The organism is Streptomyces sp. NPDC000151 (assembly GCF_040301705.1).
In the GTDB taxonomy this organism is placed as follows: Bacteria; Actinomycetota; Actinomycetes; order Streptomycetales; family Streptomycetaceae; genus Streptomyces.
On record NZ_JBEPFC010000020.1, the window covers coordinates 17,327 to 35,189 of the forward strand.

Below are 17,863 nucleotides of genomic sequence, written 5' to 3' on the forward strand. Positions count from 1 at the left end.
AAGGGGTGTGACGGCCGGTCAGTACCAGCCTTACGGCCGGTCAGTACCGGTACGGCGTCACTTCACCGGGGCCATCTCATCGACGATGCCCGGGTGCGCGTCGACCCACTTCTTGACGCCTTCCTCCTCGTGGCCGGTGCCCGCGTCGTTGACGGCCTTCTCCAGGCTCGCCAGGTCATCGGGCTGCATGTGCCAGTTCTTCAGCCAGCTGTTGAACTCGGGGAACTTCTTGGGGAAGCTCTTGTGCGCGACCGACTTGATCTTGTTGCCGGCCCCCCAGGTGCCCTTCGGGTCCTTCAGCTTGGTCAGGGGGTACTTGTCGTACGCCCAGTGCGGCGACCACAGGACGACCGCGATCGGCTCCTTCTTGCCGATCGCCCGCTCCAGCTCGGCGAGCATGGCGCTGGTACCGGCCTCGGTGACCTTCATGTTCTGCAGGCCGTACGCGGGCAGGACCTTGCTCTTCAGGCGCTTCATCTCGCCGGTGCCCGGCTCGATGCCGATGATCTTGCCCTTGAACTCGTCCTTGTGCTTGCGCAGGTCGTCCATGGACTTCACGCCCTTCACATAGGAAGGCACCGCGATCTCCAGGGACGTCTTGTCGTACCACGCACCGAGGTCGACCAGATCGTTCTTGTACTTGTCCCAGTACTGCTTCTGCGCGACCGGCAGCCAGGCGTCCATCTCCACGTCGACCTGGCCGGTCGACAGCCCGGTCCACATCGGACCCACGTCGAGGTTGCGCATCTTCGGCTTGTAGCCGCGCTGCTCCAGGACGTACTTCCACAGGAACGAGGTGGCGATGCCCTCGTCCCAGGACGGGTAGCCGATGTTCGGCGCGGCGCCCGCGTCCTTGCCCTTGGCGTACGAGCCCGGGGCCGGGGCCAGCTTGTCGGCCATGCCCGGGTTCTTCTTCAGCCAGGCGCGGACACCGTCCTGCTCGTGCCCCTTGCCGGCGTCCTGGATCGCCGCCTCCAGGCCGGTGAGCTGCTTCTCGTCCAGGTGGAAGTTCTTCATCCACGAGGCGACCTGCGGCTCTTCCTTCGCGAAGCCCTTGCGGCCGAGCGTGTGGATGCCGTCACCGGAGCCGAAGGAGCCCTTGGTGTCCTTGAGCTTGGTCAGCTTGTACTTGCTGTACGCCCAGTGCGGGGACCACAGGGTCACCGCGATCGGCTTCTTCGCCTTGATGGAGCGGTCCAGCTCGGCCAGCATCGAGGAGGTGCTGGAGGACTGGAGCTTGTACTCGCCGTCCAGGCCGTAGTCCTTGAGGACCTTGTCCTTGACGATCTTCATCTCGCCGGCGCCCGGCTCGATGCCGACGATCTTGCCGCCGAACTCCTTGCCCTTGCCCTTGAGGTCGTCGAGCGTCTTGACGCCCTTGACGTAGGACGGGACGGCGACCTCCAGCGAGGTCTTGTCGTACCAGGCGCCGTAGTCCTCGAGCTTGTCCTTGTACTTCTTCCAGTACGACTCGTGCGTCACCGGCAGCCAGGAGTTGGTCTGCACGTCGATGTCGCCCTGGGCCTGGCCCGTGTAGAGCGCGCCGGCCTCCAGGGCCTGCGCCTTGGGCTTGAAGCCGCGCTGCTCCAGCAGCTCCTTCCACAGGTACGTGGTGGCCTTGCCCTCGTCCCAGTTGACGTAGCCGAGGTTGATCTGGCGGCCGTCGCCGATGCCGGCGGCGGCGTCGCCGCCCTTGCTGCCGAAGGCGTTCAGACCGCCGGCGGCCAGCGCGAGCACGACCACACCGGTCATCGCGAGCGAGGTCGCCGGGCGCCACTGCAGGAACTTCAGACCGCCGAGCGTGGCCTGTGCCTTGGCCAGCGCGCGCCGGCCGAGCGGCGAGACCCGCTGGTTCAGGGCGCCGGTCATGCGGTCGAGGTACATCGCGAGGATGACCACCGCGAGGCCGGCCTCGGTACCCAGGCCCACGTCGACGGAGCTGATCGCGTCGTAGACGGAGGAGCCCAGACCGCCGCCGCCGACCATGCCGGCGATGACGACCATGGACAGCGCCAGCATGATGACCTGGTTGATGCCGGCCATGATCGTGGGCAGCGCGAGCGGGATCTGCACGCGGAAGAGCGTGCGGCGCGGGTGCGTGCCGAACGCGTCGGCCGCCTCCACCAGCTCCTGGTCGACCTGGCGGATGCCCAGCTCGGTCATGCGGACGGCGGGCGGCATGGCGAAGACGATGGTCGCCACGATGCCGGGGACCACGCCGAGGCCGAAGAAGAGGATGCCCGGGATGAGGTAGACCATCGCCGGCATCGTCTGCATCAGGTCCAGCACCGGGCGCACCGCGCCGCTGACCGCGCGGTTGCGGGCGGCCCAGATGCCCAGCGGCACCGAGATGACCACGATGACCAGGCAGGCCACCAGGACCAGGGAGAGACTCTCCATGGTGGTGTCCCACTGTTCGATCGAGTCGATCAGTGCGAAACCGAGGAAGGTCAGGACGGCGGCCAGCAGGCCGCGCAGCCACCAGGCGAGCACCGCGAGGATGCCCGCGAGGATCAGCGGCTCGGGCGCGGCGAGCACCATGTGGAAGAAGCCGTACACCGCGTTGAGCACGTGGGTGATGAAGCCGAAGAGCCAGTCGACGTTCGACTGCAGCCACTTGACGGCCCCGGCGGCCCATGTGCCGATCTCGATCCTAGGCACCGGCGATCACCTTGCTCTCGTCGGCGTCCTTGCCGTCCGTGTCCTCGGGCGCGGCGTCCTCGGCGTCCTTGGCCGCGTCGTCCTTGGACAGGGGCTGCTTGTCCCCGGGCTTCTCGTCCTCGGGCTGCGCGCCCGCGGGCTTCGCGTCCTCGGGCTGCTTGTCCTCGGGGGCGGGCTGGGCCGGTACGGCGGCGACGGCGTCGTCCGGCGCCTGCGGCTCGGGCTCGCCGAGCGCGGCCAGCAGCTTCTGCGCCGGCACCGCGCCGATGAGCTCCCCGGCCGCGTCGGCCACGGCCACCGGGACCGCGCTGGCGGAGCAGGGCGCGAACAGGTCGACGAGCGGGGTGTCCTTCGTGACCGTGGCGGGCGCGGCGGCACGGAACTGCTCGGCGGTGGATATCTCCGTACCGTCGGCGTCCTTGCTGCCCAGCACCGACGCCACGTCCGTCATGATCGCGCCGGCGGTCAGCACCCGGGTGCGGTCGACGTCCTGGATGAAGGACGCGACGTAGTCGTTGGACGGCCGTACGAGGATGTCCTCGGCCGAGCCGTTCTGCACGATCCGGCCGTCGCGCATGACGGCGATCCGGTCGCCGAGCCGCATGGCCTCGTTCAGGTCGTGCGTGATGAAGACGATCGTCTTCTTCAGCGTCTTCTGCAGCTCCAGCAGCTGGTCCTGCATGTCGCGGCGGATCAGCGGGTCCAGCGCGCTGAAGGACTCGTCCATCAGCAGCAGGTCCGCGTCGGTCGCCAGCGCGCGGGCCAGGCCCACGCGCTGCTGCATGCCGCCGGACAGCTCGTCGGGCCAGGACTTCTCCCAGCCCTTCAGGCCGGCCAGCTCCAGCGCCTCATGGGCGCGCCGCCGGCGCTCGGCCTTCGGTACGCCCTGGACCTCCAGGCCGTACGCGGCGTTCTCCAGGACGCTGCGGTGCGGGAAGAGCGCGAAGTGCTGGAAGACCATGGAGATCTTCTGCGAACGGACCCTGCGCAGCTCTTTGGGGCTGAGCGTGGTCAGGTCCTGGCCGTCGAACCGCACACTGCCCGCGGTCGGCTCCAGCAGCCCGTTCAGCATGCGCAGCAGCGTGGACTTGCCGGAACCCGACAGACCCATGACGACGAAGATCTGGCCTTCGTCCACGGTGAACGACGAGTCGATCACCGCTGCCGTCGTACCCTCGGCGCGCAGCTCGTCACGGGTCGCCCCGCCCTCGAGTTTCCGCACGGCGTCATCGGGTCGTCTGCCGAACACTTTGTACAGGTGCTCGGCTTGCAGCCTGGACACATGCACCTCTCTGGTCGAACCAAGGAACGGCCCGTCCCAGCCATGGGTGATCCCCAGGCCGAAAGGCTGGGGAGGGGCCGTGGAGCGGCACGGCTTCGGGCCGCTTGCGCCGGGACAGAAAAAGTTGAATTCCTTACCGGTTCCGCTCCGGATGCGCGCCTGCCCCCCTTTATTCACGTCAAACACAACAGTGACTCGCCTCACAAGCGGCACACGTTTGACGCGAGGTCACACGCGACCCGGACACGGCGGCTCGCGACCCAGACGCGAGGGGGTGCGCGGCGTTGTCAGCGGCGTTGTCAGCGGCGTTGTCAGTGGCGTGCGGCATCATCGGCGTGTGACCCGACGCCTGATGCTCCTCGACACCGCCTCGCTGTACTTCCGCGCGTACTTCGGCGTGCCGGACTCCGTCCGCGCCCCGGACGGCACGCCCGTCAACGCCGTCCGCGGCCTGCTGGACTTCATCGCCCGCCTCCTCCAGGACCACCACCCGGACGACCTCGTGGCCTGCATGGACGCCGACTGGCGCCCCCAGTGGCGGGTCGACCTCATCCCGACGTACAAAGCGCACCGCGTCGCCGAGGAGGCCCCCGAGGGCTCCGCGGCGCCGGACGTCGAGGAGGTCCCGGACACGCTCTCGCCGCAGGTCCCGGTGATCGAGGCGGTACTGGACGCGCTGGGCATCGCGCGCGTGGGCGCGGCGGGATACGAGGCGGACGACGTCATCGGCACGCTCGCCACGCGCGCCGCCGGCCCGGTCGACATCGTCACCGGCGACCGCGATCTGTACCAGCTCGTCGACGACCGGCGCGGCGTGCGCGTGCTGTATCCGCTCAAGGGCGTCGGCACCCTCCAGGTCACCGACGAGGCCTGGCTCCGCGAGAAGTACGGCGTGGACGGCGCGGGCTATGCGGACCTGGCGCTGCTGCGCGGCGACCCGAGCGACGGCCTGCCGGGCGTGCCGGGCATCGGCGAGAAGACCGCGGCGAAGCTGCTGGCGTCCTTCGGCGACCTGGCCGGGATCATGGCCGCGGCCGACGACCCGGCGGCGAAGCTCACGCCCGCGCAGCGCAAGCGGCTGACCGAGGCCCGCCCGTACCTCGACGTCGCGCCCACGGTCGTCCGCGTCGCCTCGGACGTCGCGCTGCCCGACTTCGACCCGGAGGTGCCGAAGGAGCCGGCCGACCCCGCGACGCTGGAGGAGCTGGCCGGGCGGTGGGGCCTGGGCGGCTCGCTGCAGCGCGTCCTCTCGGCGCTTCCGGCGTGAACTGTTAGGTTAGGTGAACCTAACTTTTCATTCGCAGCGCCCAGGGGGCCCACCGTGGCAGCAGACCGTCCCGCCGAACGTCCCGCCCGTAGGAAGGCCGTCACCTACCGCGCCCGCGTGGTGCACACCGAACGCCTCAGCCCGCACATGATGCGGGTCGTCCTGGGCGGCGCGGGCCTGGCGGAGTTCCCCGCGGGCGAGTACACCGACCACTACATCAAGCTGCTCTTCCCGGTGCCGGGCGTGACTTACCCGGAGCCGTTCGACATGGCGCAGATCCGCGCCGACTTCCCGCGCGACCAGTGGCCGCGCACCCGGACGTACACGGTGCGCTCCTGGGACCCGCAGAGCCTGGAGCTGACGGTCGACTTCGTGATCCACGGCGACCAGGGGCTGGCCGGGCCGTGGGCGCAGCAGGCCGAGGCGGGCGCGGAGATCCGTTTCCTCGGCCCGGGCGGCGCGTACGCCCCGGAGGCCGCGGCCGACTGGCACCTGCTCGCCGGGGACGAGAGCGCGCTGCCGGCCATCGCGGCGTCGCTCGCCGGGATGCCGGAGGACGCCGTGGTGCGCGCCTTCATCGAGGTTCCGGACGCCCGCGAGGAGCAGAAGCTGCGGGCGCCGGCCGGCGCGGAGATCGTCTGGCTGCACCGCAACGCCGAGCCGGTGGGCGAGCGGCTGGTCGAGGCCGTGCGCGCGCTGGAGTTCCTCCCCGGCCGGGTCCAGGCGTTCGTGCACGGCGAGGCGGGCTTCGTGAAGGAGCTCCGCCGGCTGCTGCGGGTCGAGCGCGAGATCCCGCGCGCGGACCTCTCCATCTCCGGTTACTGGCGCCGCGGCCACGACGAGGACGGCTGGCAGGCGTCGAAGCAGGAGTGGAACGCGACGGTGGAGGCGGAACAGGAGACGGGTTCGGCGACGGGTTCGGTGACGGATTCAGTGACGCCGAACGCCTCCTGAGCGCGCAGCGGCTGACGTTGCGTCAGCTTTGACGCGTCAGCCTTGAGGCGTCAGCCTTGAGGGGAGCGGGCGCCTGCCGGGTGGCGGGCGCCCTCTTCGCGCGCCGGGCGGCGGGCGCCCTCGGCGCACGCACCGCCGTCCCCCGCCGAGCGACTCACCCCGCCTCGCCCCCGTACGCGCGCGACGAGGCGTCCGTGTGGGCCAGCCGACGCAGCGCCGCGAGGACGGCGTCCCCGATCACCGTGCCCACGACCACCCCCTCGACCAGCCGCTCCACGTCCGGCGCGCGCCGCACGTACGCCAGGTCCGCGGCCGCTATCCGCTCACAGGCGTCGGCGTAGACGTCGAGCACCTCCTCGAACCCGCCGTGCCCCAGCCCGCGCAGCGTGACCAGCGCGCCGGCCAGCGCCTCGCCCGGCGGGCCGTCCGGCGCCACCCGCCACCCGCGCCGCGCCACCAGCTCCGCGACGGCCTCCCGCGCCTCCGCCAGCTCCTCCGGCCCGGCACCCTGCGGCGGCGTCAGGCTCTTCTGTGCCGCGCCGAGCACCTTGTGCACCGGCCGGTCCGCGTCCTCGACCGCCGCCAGCACCTCGCGCACGGCCGAGACCGACAGCCCGCCGACGTCCAGCAGGCCGCGGATCAGCCGCAGCCTGCGCTCGTGCGCCTCGCCGTAATCCGCCTGGTTCGGGCTGGTCAGAGAGCCCGCCGGGAGCAGCCCTTCGCGGACGTAGTACTTGATCGTCGGTACCGCCACTCCGGTCCGCCGACTCAACTCCCCGATGCGCACTCGCTCTTCACGCCCTTCCGAAGTTCTTCAAGGGGTTGCCAACCACTCCCCCCATCATAGATAGTCCCACTATCAGATAGCGGCAAGTGCCACTATCTATTCAGCACCATGACGATGACGGGGGTTACTCATGTCTGCTCCACTCCTGCCCGCCCTGCGCTCGGCGGCCGTGCACCGCCCACTGACCTGGTTCTCGATCACGATGGCCGTCCTGGCCGTCGTCTCGGCGGTCGGCCTGGTCGCCGACGACCGGGTGCTCGTCGGTTCGCCGATCTGGTTCAAGCCGCTGAAGTTCGCGGTCTCGTTCGCCCTGTACGGGCTGACGCTCGCCTGGATGCTCGCCCGGCGCCCTGCGCCGAGCCGAATCGGCTGGTGGGCCGGCACGGTCGTCGCCGTGACCGGCGCCGTCGAAATGGCCGTCATCGTCGGCCAGACCGTCCGCGGCCGGCGCAGCCACTTCGACGTCGCCACCCCGCTGGACCAGGCGCTCTTCCAGGTCATGGGCGCGACCATCGTCGCGCTGTGGCTCGCCACCTTCGTGATAGCCGGGCTCCAGTTCCGCGGCGGCCGGGGCACCGACCGCGCCGCCACCTGGGCCGTTCGGCTCGGCGCGGTGATCGCGCTGGTCGGCCTGGCGCTCGGCGGCCTGATGCTCATGCCCACCCCCGACCAGCAGGCCGCCGCGGCCCACGGCATCCGGGACGTGATCGGCGCGCACAGCGTGGGCGTGCCGGACGGCGGGCCCACGATGCCGCTGACCGGCTGGAGCACCACCGGCGGTGACCTGCGCATACCGCACTTCGTCGGGATGCACGCGATGCAGGCCCTGCCGCTCTTCCTGCTCGGTCTCGACGCGCTCGGCCGCCGGGCGCCGCGGCTGCGGGCCGCGCGCGTACGGCTGCGGCTCGTCCTGGTCGCGGCCGGCTTCCTCACCGGGCTGCTGGCGCTGGTGACCTGGCAGGCGCTGCGCGGTCAGCCGCTCGTGCACCCGGACGCGGCGACGCTGGGCGCGCTGACGGCCCTGCTCGCCGCGACCGCGGGCGGCACGTACGCCGCGCTGCGCGCCCCTTCCCGTACGGACGACTCCGCAACGCCCTCCGCCATCGCCCAGGAGGTGACGGCATGACCGCCTTCCTCTTCGACCTCTCGTTCTGGCTCGCGGCGCCCGTCTGGGCACTGCTGATCCTCGCGCCCGGCCGGCGGTGGACCGATCGGATCGCCGCCTCCCCGCTGCCGATGGTCCCGGTGCTCCTGGTCTACCTGGCGCTGGCCGTACCGGTCTTCCCCCGGCTCTGGACCGCCGTGTCCCACCCCGAACTCGGCGGCTTCCAGGACCTGATGGCCCTGGACGGGGGCGCGGCGGCGATCTGGGCGCAGGTCATCGCCTGGGACCTCTTCCTCGGCCAGTGGATGTACCGCGAGGCCCGCCGCCTGGCCATCCACCCGCTCGTGATGGGCCCTCTGCTGGTCCTGACCGTCCTGCTCTCCCCGATCGGCGTCCTGCTCTTCCTCGCCATCCGCGCCACACGGCTGCGCACGACACGGGCCAACGAACCAAGCCCGTCCGGTCTTTGAGGACGGGCCCACCCGCGGCCCCCGTCCCTCCATCGGATGGCCGACCTCCGTTCCACCCACCCGGCCGGCCCGTACGGCGTACCGTATGGGCCCCGGCTGTCGGCACTTTGGACGGGTTACATGGCAGTTGAGTTCAGTCGGCGCAGTGGCACCCTTCCCCTCGAGCTGACCGGCTTCGTCGGCCGCACGGAAGAACTCGCGCAGGTGCGCCGGATGCTGGCCGAGGCCCGGCTGGTGACGCTCATGGGGCCGGGCGGGGTCGGCAAGACGCGGATCGCGCTGCGCACGGCCGCCGCCGTCAGGGAGGACTTCGCCGACGGCGTCCGCGTGGCCGAGCTGACCGCTCTGCGCGACCCCGAACTGCTGCCCAATGCCCTGTGTACGCTGCTCGGCGTCCCACCGCAGTCCGCCGCCGAGCCACTGGACGCCCTCGTCGACCATCTGCAGGACCGGCAGCTGCTGCTGATCATGGACACCTGTGAGCATCTGGTCGACGCCTGCGCGATGCTCGCCGACATCGTGCTCGGCGCGGCGCCCGGGGTGACCGTGCTCGCCACCAGCCGCCAGCCTCTCGACGTACCGGGCGAGCACGTCTTCCCGGTGCCACCGCTGCCCCTCGGTACGGCCGTCGAACTGTTCGCGCAGCGCGCCGCGGCCGTCACCCCGGGCTTCGCCCTCACGGACCGGAACCGCCCCGACGTCGAGGCCCTCTGCCGCCGCCTGGACGGCATTCCGCTGGCGATCGAACTGGCCACCGTCCGGCTGCGGGCCGTGGGACTCAAGCACCTGGTCGCCCTGCTCGAGGAGCGCTTCCGGGTGCTGACCGGTGGCCGGCGCACCGCCCTGGCCCGTCACCAGACGCTGCGCACGGCCATCGGCTGGAGCCACGAGCTGTGCACGGACGCCGAACGGCTGCTGTGGGCACGGCTGTCGGTCCTCGCGGGCTCGTTCGATCTGGAGGCCGTACGGCGCGTGTGCGGGGGCGGTGCGCTGCCCGCCCACGAAGTGGTCGAAACGCTCATCGGGCTCGTCGACAAGTCCGTTGTCATCCGCCTGGACGGCTCCGAGGCCGAGGAGGTCCGCTACCGCCTCCTGGACACGATCCGCGAGTACGGCGCCGACTGGCTCGCCGGGCTCGGTACGGACGAGGAAACCGCCTGCCGGGAACGGCACTTGGCGCACTACCGGGCATTGGCGCAGCGCTTCGCGGACCGCTGGTGCAGCAGTGAGCAGGTCGAGCTGTTCTGGACGGTGGACCGCGAGCGCGCCAATGTACGGGCCGCGCTCGAATACGCCTGCCTGCGGACGGGCCACGAACGGGAAGCGCTGGCCTTCGCGGTCACGCTCGGGCACTACTGGGGCCTCGGATCGTACTTCCGGGAGGGGCGGCGCTGGCTGACGCAGTGTCTGGAGCAGGTGCCCGAGCCGGTGCCGGAGCGGGCGGACGGGTTGCGCCTGCTGTGCTGGTACGCCATCCGTCAGGGCGACCGGGGACCGGCGCGGGCCACGGCCCGGGAGTCCCGGGCCGTCGCCGAGCGGCTGGGCGACGAGCGACTGCTCGCCCTCGCCGCCCACTACGTGGGAACCCAGAGCCTGATCTGCGGAGACCCGGCCACCGCCATCGCCGCCTTCGAGGAGGCCCGCGAGCGGTTCCCACGCCTCGGCGACCACCCCGGCCTGGCGCAGGCCCTGATGGACTACGCCGCCATGCACGCCATCGTCGGGGAGCCCGACAAGGCACTCGCCGTCGCCGAGGAGGCCCTGGACCTCCTCGCCGAGCATCCGGGCGAGGGCTGGGTCCGCGGCAATGTGTTCGCCGCGCAGGGCATCGCGTACTGGCGCGCCGGAGACATCGCGGCGGCCTCTTCCGCCGCGCGGGCGGCGGTCCGGCAGAAGTACCGGATGGCCGACAAGCACGGTGCGGCCGCCTGTCTGGCCATCCTGACCTGGCTCGCCGCCGCCCAGGGCCGGTACGGCCGCACCGCATGTCTCGTGGCGGCGGCCGAGCAGCTCGGCGAGGACCTGTCGGCCGTCCTGCTCGGCGTACCGGTCCTGATCGACGCCTACGACCGCGCGCGGGCCGAGGCCGGCAAGGCGCTGGGCGAAACCCGCTTCGAGCGCCTGCGCCGGTACGGCGCCGAGCTGTCCATGCGGGAAGCGGTCGACTTCGCGGAGGCGGACGAGGACACCCCCTGCACGATGACGCCGGCCGCCGACGCGCGGCGCGCGGGCGACGGCCTGACCCGGCGCGAGCACGAGGTCGCCGAGCTGGTGGGGCAGGGCCTGTCCAACCGGGAGATCGCCGAGCGGCTGGTGATCTCCAAACGCACCGCGGACGCGCACGTCGAGCACATCCTGGGCAAACTCGGCTGCTCGTCACGCACGGAGATCGCGCCCACGCTGGCGGAGAGGCAGCCCTGAGGCGCTCCCGCTCGATCGGGCCCCGGCTGCCGCCCCGACACCGGGGAGCCGGCAGCCGCCCCCGCCGACGCCCGGCACCGCGGTAACGAGGAAGCCGCTCCCACCGACGCCCGACACCGCGGTAACGAGGAAGCCGCAGTAACGAGGAAGTCCCCTGGAGGTCAGGGCCTACCCCACCGACGAGTAAGCCACCACTCCCCGCAGCACCCCGTCGACCGCCTTGCGGGCCGCCTTCGTCACCGTCGAACCCTCCGGGGCCGCGGCAGCGATCTGCCCCAGTACGTCGATCAGCTGCTTGCACCAGCGGACGAAGTCACCGGCCGGCATCTCCGCCTCGCGGAGCACCGCGTCGAGCCCCACTCCGGACGCCCACTGGTGTGCCGCCCACGCGAACCCGAGGTCCGGCTCGCGCTGGCCGACGCCCTCCGCCTGGCTGATCCGGTGGTCCTCCTCCAGGGCGTCCAGCCGCCCCCAGATCCGGACCATCTCGCCCAGCGCCGCCCGCGCCTTGCCCGAGGGCAGCTTCGGCGCGACCGCGTCGTCCGCCTGCCGTGCCTCGTACACCAGGGCCGACGCGCACGCCGCGAGCTCCTGGGGCGACAGCCCCTCCCAGACGCCCTCGCGCAGGCACTCGCTCGCCAGCAGGTCCAGCTCGCCGTACAGCCGCGCCAGCCGTCGGCCCTCGTCCGTGACCGTGTCGCCCTGCAGATAGTCCAGCTCGGTCAGCAGCGAGCAGATCCGGTCGAAGGTGCGCGCGATGGTGTTCGTACGACCCTCGATGCGGCGCTCCAGCTGACGCGTGTCCCGCCGCAGCCGGTGGTACCGCTCCGCCCACCGCGCGTGGTCCTCGCGCTCGTCGCAGCCGTGGCACGGATGCGCCCGGAGCTCGGTGCGCAGCCGCGCGATCTCCCTGTCGTCCGCGGCCGGGGACCGCTGCTTGCGGTGCCGCTCCGGCCGGATGTGCCCGGCCTTCGTACGCAGCGCGGACGCCAGGTCGCGGCGCGACTGGGGACTGCGCGCGTTGAAGGACTTCGGGATGCGCATCCGGTCCAGCGCCTGCACCGGCACCGGGAAGTCGATCGACGCCAGCCGCTTGACCTGCCGCTCCGCGGTGAGCACCAGCGGCCGCGGCCCGTCCTCGGCGTGGAATCCACGATGGCCGTTCGTCCGCCCCGAGGGCATCCCCGGATCGAGCACCAGCGCCAGCCCCGCGAACTTCCCCGTCGGTACGTGGATCACGTCGCCCGGCTTCAGCTTCTCCAGCGCCGCCGCGGCGGCCGACCGGCGCTGCGCCGCGCCCTGCTTGGCCAGCTCCGTCTCGCGGTCCTTCAGCTCCCGGCGCAGCCGCGAGTACTCCTCGAAGTCCCCGAGGTGGCAGGTCATCGCCTCGCGATAGCCCTCCAGCCCCTCTTCGTTCTTCTGCACCTGCCGCGAGATGCCGACGACCGACTTGTCGGCCTGGAACTGCGCGAAGGACATCTCCAGCAGCTCGCGCGAGCGGTGCCGGCCGAACTGGGAGACGAGGTTGACCGCCATGTTGTACGACGGCTTGAAGGAGGAGCGCAGCGGGTACGTACGCGTGCCCGCCAGGCCCGCGACCGCGGCCGGGTCCATGCCGCGCTGCCACAGGACCACCGCGTGGCCCTCGACGTCGATGCCGCGCCGCCCGGCCCGGCCGGTGAGCTGGGTGTACTCGCCGGGGGTGATGTCCGCGTGCTGCTCGCCGTTCCACTTGACGAGCTTCTCCAGGACGACCGAGCGCGCCGGCATGTTGATGCCGAGGGCCAGGGTCTCGGTGGCGAAGACCGCCTTGACCAGGCCCTTCACGAACAGCTCCTCGACCACCTCCTTGAAGGTGGGCAGCATGCCGGCGTGGTGCGCCGCGATGCCGCGCTCCAGGCCCTCCAGCCACTCGAAGTAGCCGAGGACGTGCAGGTCCTCGTCGGGGATGCCGGCCGTGCGGGCCTCAACGATCTTGCGGACCTTCTCCCGCGCCGCCTGGTCGTTCAGCCGCAGGCCCGCGTACAGGCACTGCTGGACCGCCGCCTCGCAGCCGGCCCGGCTGAAGATGAACGTGATCGCCGGGAGCAGGCCTTCATTGTCCAGCCGGTCGATCACCTCGGCGCGGCTGGGCGTCCAGATCCGGCTGCGCTGCCGCCGCTCGCGCTCGCGGTCCGCCTCGCGCAGGTTGTTGCGGCCGCGGCGCTTGTCGCGGCCGAAGGTGGGGCGGCTGTTCTCCATCCGGGCCAGCCGCACCAGGTCGGGGTTGACCTCGCGCTTGCCCTGGCCGGGCTCGGCGCCGTCCCGCTCCTCGAAGAGGTCGTACATCCGGCGCCCCGCCAGCACGTGCTGCCACAGCGGCACGGGGCGGTGCTCGGAGACGATCACCTCGGTGTCGCCGCGCACGGTGTCCAGCCAGTCGCCGAACTCCTCGGCGTTGGAGACCGTGGCGGAGAGCGAGACCAGCGTCACGGAGTCGGGGAGGTGAATGATCACCTCTTCCCACACCGCGCCGCGGAAGCGGTCGGAGAGGTAGTGCACCTCGTCCATGACCACATAGCCCAGGCCATTGAGGGTCTGGGAGCCGGCGTAGAGCATGTTGCGCAGCACTTCGGTGGTCATCACGATCACCGGTGCGTCGCCGTTGACGCTGTTGTCTCCGGTCAGCAGGCCGACCTTCTCCGCGCCGTACCGCTTGACCAGGTCCTGGTACTTCTGGTTCGAGAGGGCCTTGATGGGGGTCGTGTAGAAACACTTGCGGCCCTGTCTCAGGGCCAGGTGGACGGCGAACTCGCCGACAATCGTCTTACCGGATCCGGTCGGAGCGGCGACCAGCACACCCTTACCGGCCTCCAGGGCCTCGCACGCCTCGATCTGGAACGCGTCCAGCGCGAAGTCGTACATCTCCTTGAAGGGGAAGAGTGCGGTGGCCTGCTCGGCCGCGCGCGATCGCGCGGCGGCATAGCGCTCAGCAGGGGACATGTCCTCGGTCATCGTGTCTACGAGCCTACCGGCCACCTCTGACAGTCACGCGATCTTTAACCGACCCCTCCCGGAACGCCCTCCCCCTCCCAGCGGCCTGCCCACCTGAACGAGGGTGACTGTCCCTCCCCGAGCCGGCGTTCCGAACGCTCCGTGACCGAGTCACCAACGCGGAGTATCCGGCCGAAAATCGTCACTCTCCCACCAAGATCACCCAAACGCTGTACTATCCCTCGCGCTGCGCAAGATCATCTTGCGGCGTGGTTTGACCTTCCATAAGCGAAAAATGACAGAAAGGGTACGACTATGCGCTTCGGGACACGCGCCACTGGTGTGGCGATCGGCCTGGCGGCCACTCTCGGACTGGCGAACGCCGCTCCCGCGATGGCCGCCGACATGAGCACCCAGGCCGTACACAGAGGCAGCACCGGCTGCTTCAACTACTCCTGGGGCGATGGCACCGTCACGTGGACCGTCTATTACAGCAACACCTGTAACAGCAAGCAGGCGTTCTGGGTGAAGACCGGCATCGGGTCCGTCGGCGAGACCTGCATATCCGTAGGAGCCAAGGGCAACGGCTCCAAGGTCTTCTACAACAAGCCCATGAGCTTCGGAAACTCCAAGAGCTGCTGAGACCGGCGACTGCCGCCCGGGCCCGGTAACGCACTGGATCCCGCGGAACGAAAACGAGGGCGGGCCACCCGCAGGTGGCCCGCCCTCGTCGGCGTGTGCAACGTGACGGCTCTTACGTGATGTCGTCCATGTCGTCCCGGCGGGACTCCAGGGCGCGGCCGGGGCCGGACTGCTCCGGGAGGGCGCGCGGGGCGTCGACGGAATCGATGCTGCCGATGTCCTCGGGGGTGAGGTCCAGCTCGGAGGCTTCGTCGTCGGCGGGGCCTTCGGCGATGGCTCGGGCCTTGCGGCTGTCATTCAGGAGGGAGATGGCCACGGCGCCGAAGTACAGGAGCACGATGGGCGCAGCGAGCCCGATCATGGAGAAGGGGTCGACGCTGGGAGTGGCGATCGCCGCGAAGACGGTGATGCCCATGATCATGCCGCGCCACCAGCCGAGCATCCGCTTCCCGGAGAGCACACCGCCGAAGTTGAGCAGGATCAGCAGCAGCGGCAGCTCGAAGGAGAGACCGAAGACCACGATCATCCGGGTCACCAGGTCGAGCAGCTTGTCCAGCGTCAGGAGGTTGTCGATGCCCATCGGGGTGAAGTCGATGAGCACCTTCGCCGTCGTAGGCAGCATCTGGTACGCGAAGTACCCACCCATGAGGAACAGTGGGAAGCCGGCGCCCACGAAGCTGAGCGCGTACTTCTTCTCGTTGCGGTGCAGGCCGGGCGCGAGGAATGCCCAGAGCTGGTAAAGCCAGACCGGCGAAGACATGATCATGCCCGCCATCAGGGACACCTTCAGCGCGAGGGTGAAGGGTCCGAGCAAGTCCATCATCACGATGCGGGCGCAGGTCTCCCCGCCGCCCTTCTGCGCCAGCTCGGAGAACGACAGGCCGCAGCCCACCGTCTGCAGCACCGGCTTCGTGATCAGGTTGATGATGTCTTCGTAGAAGAAGGCCGAGACGACGCTCGCCACCACAATGGCCAGCACGGACTTCGCGAGCCGGTTGCGCAGCTCGCGGAGGTGCTCCGCGAGGGGCATCCGACCCTCGGGGTCCCTGTCCTTTTTATCCTTCTTCGGGGCAGACTTGAGCAACCCACGTCCTCATCTCGTGCGGCGGGCAGCGGTACCGGGCCGCCGCCCCAGTCGTCGGCCCTGGGTCAGCGCTTGGTCGTGCTGTCGGTCGGCTCGGCGACCGGGCGGGAGCTGTTCACGTCACCGGGCGACGCCTGGATCGTCTTCGGGGTCTCGCCCTGCGCGTCGTTCGGCGGGTCGGCCGGCGCGGACTGCGACTGCGAGCCCTCCGACTTCATCGCCTTGGCCTCGCTCTTGAGGATGCGCGCCGACTTGCCGAGGGAGCGGGCCATCTCGGGGAGCTTCTTGGCACCGAACAGGAGGATGACGACGACGAGGATGAGGATGATCTCGGGAGCGCCGATCTTTCCAGTGAACATAAGTGGTTACCTTCTCACCGAGGCGGCTGGGGTGGGGCTGCCCGACTGGTCGGACAAGCGTCCGTTTCGCCGTGCTGCCAGCGATCGTAACGCGCGGGGGTTAACCGGCGGCAATCCCTGTGCATACTCCCGATTGCGGGCCGTGCCTCGCTCGTCGTCCCGCATCCAGCAGCGTACCGCCCCCGCGCGGCCGATTTCAGACCCTCTGCCCGCCGGGTCCCGCCATCGCCCCGGCGTCCCCGGCCAGCGGCCCCGCGGCCCGCTCCAGGTCCTGCGCGGCGTGCTGGATCCGGCGGGAGGCCTCGTCCACCTGGCGGGCCAGCCTGCGCACCTCCACGAAGACGCGGACGGCCAGGACGCCGAGCACGGCGAGGCCGAGGAAGCCGAGGGCGATGGCGATCATGGGCCAGAGCATGGGGCGAGCCTACCGGCGCCTACGGGGCAAATCGAACGCCCCCGCACCCCCACCGGGGGATTACCCAGGGGAGCCGCGCGGGAACCGCTCGCGGCACCGCCCCCGCCCCCGCCCCGCCCGTGCGCAGGCGAAGCCCGTATGCGACTGTCGCTCGCCTCGTACGCGGCCGACGCTCACCCCGTATGCAGCCGCAGCGTCCGTACCCCGCCGCCGGTCAGCAGTTCCACGATCCGTTCGCCGGCCGGCTTGCGGACGGCGGAGCCGCAGTCGGGGCAGGTGAAGGAGTAGAAGGTGGTACGGCGGCTGCCGCCGATCGCCAGCCGCAGCGCGTCCGAAGCCAGCTCGAAGTGGCCCCGGCAGTCCGGGCAGGCCGCCTTGAAGATCACGGGCGCGGCCGGCGTGGTCACGGTCGTCATCGCACTCACAGCTCCCCTGCGGTTTCCTCGACTGTCCCTGCCTGCTCCGGGCCGCGCGCCTCAGCCGCCGTACGCGGCGAGCGCACGCGCCGCCGCGTCCCGCGCGCTGTCCGCCAGTTCCTGCGGGGCGACGATCCGCCCGTCCCGGCCCAGCCGCAGCGCGAGGCGCCGCAGCGAGGCGGGCTCCGGGGTACGGAGGGTGATGCGCAGGCCCCCCTCGGGCAGCTCCTCGGCGGTGTCGTGCGGGTAGTACTCCGCGACCCAGCGGCCGCCGGGCCCCACCTCGATCACGACCTCCGGGTCCTCGGCGGCCGGCTGCACCAGCCCCTCGGACAGGTCCCGCAGCTCGACGGGCGGCGGGTCGGAGGGCGCGTCCAGCAGCTTGATTTCGGCCACCCGGTCCAGCCGGAAAGTACGGCGCGCCTCGGAGAGCCGGCACCACGCCTCGACATAGGTGTGGCCGACGGCGAAGAGGCGGATGGGGTCCACCTCGCGCTCGGTGAGCTCGTCGCGGGCGGGCGAGTAGTACTTCAGCCACAGGCGACGGCGCTCGGCGATGGCCCGGTCCACGTCGGCGAAGACGCCGCCCTCGGACTCGAAGGTGACCGACAGCCGGGCGCTGGCCCCGGCCGCCTCGCCGGCGGCCGCCTCCAGCTTGGCGGTGGCGCGCAGCAGCGCCTGCCGGTCGCCTTCGCGCAGGCCGGGCAGGGTGGACACCGCGCGCGCCGCCACCAGCAGCGCGGTCGCCTCGTCGGCGGCCAGCCGCAGCGGCTCGGCGACGTCGTCGGGGTTGTGCCACCAGATGCGGTCGCCGTCGGTGTCGATGTCCAGCAGGTCGCCGCCGCGGAAGCTCGTACCGCACATGGGCAGCACGTCGAGGTCCGCGATCAGCTCGTCCTCGGTGATGCCGAAGGCCCTGGCCACGTCGCTGACGCGGGCGCCGGGGCGCTCGCGCAGGTACGTCACCAGGGACAGCATCCGGCGGGTCTGGTCGATGGCATTGCTCGCCATGGTCTGGTCGCTCCCC

General features: G+C 71.0%; 15 protein-coding genes. 6 read left to right on the top strand and 9 right to left on the bottom strand.

The window, feature by feature from the left end; all coding sequences use genetic code 11:
* Window positions 1–57 precede the first annotated feature (57 nt).
* Both ABT381_RS09235 and ABT381_RS09240 read right to left on the bottom strand, forming a co-directional pair.
* Complete coding sequence (locus ABT381_RS09235; protein ID WP_351590118.1) at window positions 58–2,661, bottom strand: ABC transporter permease/substrate binding protein; 2,604 nt, start codon at window positions 2,659–2,661, stop codon at window positions 58–60.
* The gene (locus ABT381_RS09240; protein ID WP_351590121.1) at window positions 2,654–3,943 is read right to left on the bottom strand and encodes a quaternary amine ABC transporter ATP-binding protein; all 1,290 of its coding nucleotides are present in this window, start codon (window positions 3,941–3,943) and stop codon (window positions 2,654–2,656) included. Before ABT381_RS09240 ends, ABT381_RS09235 begins: the two co-directional genes overlap by 8 nt.
* Window positions 3,944–4,295: 352 nt before the next feature.
* Here ABT381_RS09240 and ABT381_RS09245 point away from each other — a divergent pair, with 352 nt between their 5' ends.
* Both ABT381_RS09245 and ABT381_RS09250 read left to right on the top strand, forming a co-directional pair.
* Window positions 4,296–5,210 (top strand): 5'-3' exonuclease, encoded by a 915-nt coding sequence (locus ABT381_RS09245; protein ID WP_351590246.1) that lies wholly within the window; start codon window positions 4,296–4,298, stop codon window positions 5,208–5,210.
* A gap of 54 nt (window positions 5,211–5,264) precedes the next feature.
* A complete protein-coding gene (locus ABT381_RS09250) occupies window positions 5,265–6,164 on the top strand; it encodes a siderophore-interacting protein (protein WP_351590124.1) in 900 nt (299 codons plus the stop codon).
* A 154-nt stretch (window positions 6,165–6,318) separates the two neighbouring features.
* On the opposite strand, the gene ABT381_RS09255 is transcribed toward ABT381_RS09250, so the two are convergent.
* On the bottom strand, window positions 6,319–6,918 hold the full coding sequence (locus ABT381_RS09255) for a MerR family transcriptional regulator (RefSeq protein ID WP_467754486.1): 600 nt from the start codon (window positions 6,916–6,918) through the stop codon (window positions 6,319–6,321).
* Window positions 6,919–7,153: 235 nt separating this feature from the next.
* On the opposite strand from ABT381_RS09255, the gene ABT381_RS09260 reads away from it, so the two are divergent.
* The 3 genes from ABT381_RS09260 (at window position 7,154) to ABT381_RS09270 (ending at window position 10,947) form a co-directional block, all read left to right on the top strand.
* Window positions 7,154–8,077, top strand: coding sequence for a hypothetical protein (locus ABT381_RS09260; protein WP_351590249.1), 924 nt, complete (start codon window positions 7,154–7,156; stop codon window positions 8,075–8,077).
* Entirely contained in the window at window positions 8,074–8,526 is a 453-nt protein-coding gene (locus ABT381_RS09265; protein ID WP_351590129.1) for an ABA4-like family protein, read from the top strand. The genes ABT381_RS09260 and ABT381_RS09265 overlap by 4 nt, the downstream gene beginning before the upstream one ends.
* A gap of 120 nt (window positions 8,527–8,646) precedes the next feature.
* Window positions 8,647–10,947 (top strand): ATP-binding protein, encoded by a 2,301-nt coding sequence (locus tag ABT381_RS09270; RefSeq protein ID WP_351590132.1) that lies wholly within the window; start codon window positions 8,647–8,649, stop codon window positions 10,945–10,947.
* A 168-nt stretch (window positions 10,948–11,115) separates the two neighbouring features.
* Here ABT381_RS09270 and ABT381_RS09275 read toward each other — a convergent pair whose 3' ends face one another.
* Window positions 11,116–13,941, bottom strand: coding sequence for a DEAD/DEAH box helicase (locus ABT381_RS09275; RefSeq protein ID WP_351590134.1), 2,826 nt, complete (start codon window positions 13,939–13,941; stop codon window positions 11,116–11,118).
* Between the two features lie 294 nt (window positions 13,942–14,235).
* Between ABT381_RS09275 and ABT381_RS09280 the strand changes: the two genes are divergently transcribed.
* Complete coding sequence (locus tag ABT381_RS09280; protein WP_351590136.1) at window positions 14,236–14,562, top strand: hypothetical protein; 327 nt, start codon at window positions 14,236–14,238, stop codon at window positions 14,560–14,562.
* Between the two features lie 112 nt (window positions 14,563–14,674).
* Here the strand turns inward: ABT381_RS09280 and tatC are convergent, their stop codons facing one another.
* From tatC to ABT381_RS09305, 5 genes are all read right to left on the bottom strand, one after another.
* Window positions 14,675–15,646: a twin-arginine translocase subunit TatC gene (gene tatC, locus ABT381_RS09285; protein ID WP_351590139.1), complete on the bottom strand. Its 972-nt coding sequence runs from the start codon at window positions 15,644–15,646 to the stop codon at window positions 14,675–14,677.
* A 65-nt stretch (window positions 15,647–15,711) separates the two neighbouring features.
* Window positions 15,712–16,005 carry a Sec-independent protein translocase subunit TatA gene (tatA, locus tag ABT381_RS09290; RefSeq protein ID WP_351590142.1) on the bottom strand — a complete coding sequence of 98 codons (294 nt, stop codon included), beginning with the start codon at window positions 16,003–16,005 and terminating at the stop codon, window positions 15,712–15,714.
* Between the two features lie 196 nt (window positions 16,006–16,201).
* On the bottom strand, window positions 16,202–16,420 hold the full coding sequence (locus tag ABT381_RS09295) for a hypothetical protein (RefSeq protein ID WP_351590145.1): 219 nt from the start codon (window positions 16,418–16,420) through the stop codon (window positions 16,202–16,204).
* 173 nt (window positions 16,421–16,593) lie between these two features.
* Window positions 16,594–16,836: a hypothetical protein gene (locus ABT381_RS09300; protein WP_223731428.1), complete on the bottom strand. Its 243-nt coding sequence runs from the start codon at window positions 16,834–16,836 to the stop codon at window positions 16,594–16,596.
* Window positions 16,837–16,896: 60 nt separating this feature from the next.
* Window positions 16,897–17,847: a helix-turn-helix transcriptional regulator gene (locus tag ABT381_RS09305; protein WP_351590148.1), complete on the bottom strand. Its 951-nt coding sequence runs from the start codon at window positions 17,845–17,847 to the stop codon at window positions 16,897–16,899.
* Between the last annotated feature and the right edge of the window lie 16 nt (window positions 17,848–17,863).

What these genes read in the sequence shown, in the direction of transcription:
- ABT381_RS09245 (WP_351590246.1), top strand. Translation starts at nt 4,296, where the DNA reads ATGCTCCTCGACACCGCCTCGCTGTACTTCCGCGCGTACTTCGGCGTG.
- ABT381_RS09260 (WP_351590249.1), top strand. Translation starts at nt 7,154, where the DNA reads ATGGCCGTCCTGGCCGTCGTCTCGGCGGTCGGCCTGGTCGCCGACGAC.
- ABT381_RS09265 (WP_351590129.1), top strand. Translation starts at nt 8,074, where the DNA reads ATGACCGCCTTCCTCTTCGACCTCTCGTTCTGGCTCGCGGCGCCCGTC.
- ABT381_RS09270 (WP_351590132.1), top strand. Translation starts at nt 8,647, where the DNA reads ATGGCAGTTGAGTTCAGTCGGCGCAGTGGCACCCTTCCCCTCGAGCTG.
- ABT381_RS09275 (WP_351590134.1), bottom strand. Translation starts at nt 13,941, where the DNA reads ATGACCGAGGACATGTCCCCTGCTGAGCGCTATGCCGCCGCGCGATCG.
- ABT381_RS09280 (WP_351590136.1), top strand. Translation starts at nt 14,236, where the DNA reads ATGCGCTTCGGGACACGCGCCACTGGTGTGGCGATCGGCCTGGCGGCC.
- tatA (WP_351590142.1), bottom strand. Translation starts at nt 16,005, where the DNA reads ATGTTCACTGGAAAGATCGGCGCTCCCGAGATCATCCTCATCCTCGTC.
- ABT381_RS09295 (WP_351590145.1), bottom strand. Translation starts at nt 16,420, where the DNA reads ATGCTCTGGCCCATGATCGCCATCGCCCTCGGCTTCCTCGGCCTCGCC.
- ABT381_RS09300 (WP_223731428.1), bottom strand. Translation starts at nt 16,836, where the DNA reads ATGACGACCGTGACCACGCCGGCCGCGCCCGTGATCTTCAAGGCGGCC.
- ABT381_RS09305 (WP_351590148.1), bottom strand. Translation starts at nt 17,847, where the DNA reads ATGGCGAGCAATGCCATCGACCAGACCCGCCGGATGCTGTCCCTGGTG.